The organism is Bradyrhizobium sp. MI1.7, from assembly GCF_055811795.1.
Window position 1 is genome coordinate 3,249 of the sequence record NZ_JBVVPO010000151.1, and the last position, 3,071, is coordinate 6,319.

A 3,071-nucleotide genomic window follows, 5' to 3' on the forward strand; every position below is an offset into this window, starting at 1 on the left:
TGCCCTTCCGGATTGCGGCGGCTGCTTTTCCATTCCCTATCCCGGGCTTGCCGGCGAGGCGGGCGGGGGTGCGCCCGGCGACGCCTAGGCGGGCGCCGGGTTCGAGGATGCTGTCGAGGCGCGGCTCGATATCGGCTCCCTGCCGCACGATTCGCTCGACGACAGTGCGGCTGCCGATTTCCTCTTCGACGTCCTTGACCGTGCGTCCCGCGGCGGCCGAGACCCGGTAGGCGCGCGCCTGGAATTTGCGATAGTGCAGATTTTCACTCTGTGGCGGGTTGCCGCCGGCAAGCTCCGCCTCCAGCTTCGCCGCCTCCGCCTTCAAATCGATCCGCATCAGTTTCGGTGCGACAAACGGCACGTAAAGGAGCGTGAGAATATAGCCGAGGACATAGGTGACGGCGTATCCAGCTGCGATGTTTGCTTCTTGCTGCTTCAAAGCATCACCGGACAAGCCGACTTGCGCGAGCGCTCCGGACGCCGTGCCGATGATGGAAGATTGCGTCAGCCCACCGGCGGCAAGTCCCGAGGCCGTGCCCGGATCGAGCTTGAACGTGAAGGCAAATATCAAAACGAGGATGAGACCCGTGCCGCCGAGCACGAGCGCCATGGCGACCTGCGCCAGGGTGCGGATGCTCAAGGAGGCGAAGAATTCGGGGCCGGACCGGTAGCCGATCGTGAACACGAACAGGCTGAACAGAAGCACGCGCAGCAGCGACGGGAATGTAAAGGTTCCGAGCTGACCGATGAGCACGGCCACCACCAGGATACAGGCTGTCGTTCCGATTGAGAAACCACGAATCTTGGCTCGGCCCAGCACCGTGCCGATGGCGATGGAAAGCAGCAGGAAGATTTCCGGAGCGGTGGAGATCATCCACCTGACGGTATCCATGGCGCATGCCCTCCAGCCATTTGCGCCGAATCTGAATCGTGAAACCCGGCGACGCTTGATCTAGATCAATCCTCGCCGACGGCACGCCTTCGCCTTTTGAGCCGTGCAGGATTCGGGACAGTCGACGTCTCGGACATGAGCACGATGGACATCGTCACTGCTTCGTCGGCGCACCGCGACGATCGGGTACCAGTCGTGTTCTGCTTTGGGTCTACCGGCTTGGTCTGCATGGACGGAGCTTGGTATCGCTGTGATCGCTCCCTTAACCCTGCTGCCTGGCCGCGAAGCCGACCTCAACGAGGCCCGTTTATGAACGCGCCGTCCGATCGCTCGACAGCGTGCTCGGAGAGGGCAACGCGGGGCAACCGTCTGATCCAAAGGAAGGGCATCCGACCGCATCGTCAGCCGGGCGGCCATGACGTGAACCGTTTCATCGCACGCCGGTCGGCCGCCAGCTGCCTCGGACATCAGACGAATCAAGTTCGCCTGACCTACTCACCCTACAAGAGATTCGCGCGCCACGCGGAGTCCGGGGGAAACACCCCGCAGTTATTCGACCTATTCACAGCGTCTTGACTCCGTGCGAATCGATTCGGCCCCCTTTGATGTGATAGCAAAGCTGTTTTGTGATGATGCTGCTGCTGGTCGGAGTAAGCGCGGTGCAAGCCCAGCAGTCGTGCATGCCCTGCTCGCTGCGCACACCCGGCTTGCTGTACGAATGCGTCGATAAGAACGGAAAGCTGCAGCCTGCTGGACCAACGGCAGCGCGGCAGACAAAACACTTCGACCAGTGCATGGCGCGCGGCGGCTCAGGTTACAAGTGTCTCGATGAAGCAGCGAAGGTGAAGTGAAGCAGCGGAGTGTCTGCCGAAGGGCTGATGACTGCTCGATAGAGCTACAATCGCCGCAACTCTGCGGCCGCGCGGACCGTTATCTCAGTTGACGGAGCTTCGGGCGGCCGCCCGAGCCATGGGTGCGCAGCTTGTGTAGATGATCTTGTTTGAGACACCGAACCGAAAATAAACGCGAGCCGGCTTGCCTTCGTAATTTTGATAGTCGATTTGAACGCCGTGGCCCGTCAGGCTCACGTCGTCCAGCGAAAATGAGAGTACTCGCTTCGTTTCGAGCTTAGGTGACCGGTAGGCAGCGATTGCTTCTCGCCCAGTCAGGCTGACGCCTTCGCAGGCGCATTCAAGCACCGCTCGCTCATCATACAGATCGAGCAGCGCGTTGACGTCTCCACGCCGGCAGGCGTCGAGCCAGTCTACAACTGTGGCAACGGGGTCAAAGTCATCCCTCGAAATAGGCATGGAGGTTCCATCATCAGCCGCGCCGCTCCCGGCGCGGGACTTAGATGGACTGTGATGAATGCTGCTTGAACGCACTCCCGCAGAACTACTGATTGAAGCCCGCCTGATCGAAGCTCAGGCGGGGCGATAGATCAGGCCGCAACGTGAAGCCCGATATTGGCGTCCTTTCTCGATGTCCGCCCGCCGACGATCCGCCGCAGCTCGGCCGCGACGCCGTCCAGCACCGCGCGCTTTTCCTTCATCCGCTTGGAGTGATTGTACACTTTGCCGGTGACCGTCGGCACGATCTGCTCGGCCTTCTTGCTCGCGGCGTGGTCGAGGCACTTCGCAATCCATGCGTCGTCGAAGCCGAGGTCGCCGGCCAGGGTCGCTGCCGTCCGGCGCAGGTCATGGGGCGTGAACGGCTTGAGACCGAGCAGCTCGCAGAGGCCAGCGGTTTTGGTTTTGTCCTTGTTCGTCTCGTGCTTGGTGCCGCGCAGGGCGTCGGCCATCGCTTTCCGGTGGATCGGCTGGCCCTTGTACATGGGACTCTCGAAGGCAAACTGCTGACCATCCGAGGCGAGCGCCTCCTTGATGATCTCGACCGCCAGATCGGATAACGGCTGCTGGATCACCCGCCGCTTCTTGACCCGCTTGAGCGGCACGTCGAAGCGCGGATGCTCGCCGTCGAGGTCAAACAGCTCATCCCGATGCGCGCCGAGCAGTTCCCGCGAGCGCAGCATGGTGACCAGTTCGAACTTGAGTGCGAGCCGGGTCCGGCGGTCGTAGGGAAGGTCGTTGCGGTCCAGTCCTTGCCAGAACGTCTTGATCTCGTCTTCGGAGAGGACCCGGGTGCGGGGATGTTCGGGATCGAGTTTTGGCAGGTTGAC

4 protein-coding genes are annotated in these 3,071 nt (G+C 61.8%); 1 reads left to right on the forward strand and 3 read right to left on the reverse strand.

What is annotated here, in order from left to right; genetic code table 11:
* Positions 1-892: aspartate-alanine antiporter-like transporter (locus tag AC0L3X_RS46315; protein WP_473317543.1), on the reverse strand; the 892-nt coding region annotated here is incomplete at its 3' end.
* Positions 893-1,521: 629 nt separating this feature from the next.
* Here AC0L3X_RS46315 and AC0L3X_RS46320 point away from each other — a divergent pair.
* Complete coding sequence (locus tag AC0L3X_RS46320) at positions 1,522-1,743, forward strand: hypothetical protein (protein ID WP_063981896.1); 222 nt, start codon at positions 1,522-1,524, stop codon at positions 1,741-1,743.
* 84 nt (positions 1,744-1,827) lie between these two features.
* Here the strand turns inward: AC0L3X_RS46320 and AC0L3X_RS46325 are convergent, their stop codons facing one another.
* Together AC0L3X_RS46325 and AC0L3X_RS46330 are read right to left on the reverse strand one after the other, a co-directional pair.
* On the reverse strand, positions 1,828-2,202 hold the full coding sequence (locus tag AC0L3X_RS46325; RefSeq protein ID WP_063981897.1) for a nuclear transport factor 2 family protein: 375 nt from the start codon (positions 2,200-2,202) through the stop codon (positions 1,828-1,830).
* A gap of 131 nt (positions 2,203-2,333) precedes the next feature.
* On the reverse strand, positions 2,334-3,071 hold a 738-nt coding region (locus tag AC0L3X_RS46330; protein WP_473317544.1), incomplete at its 5' end, for a site-specific integrase.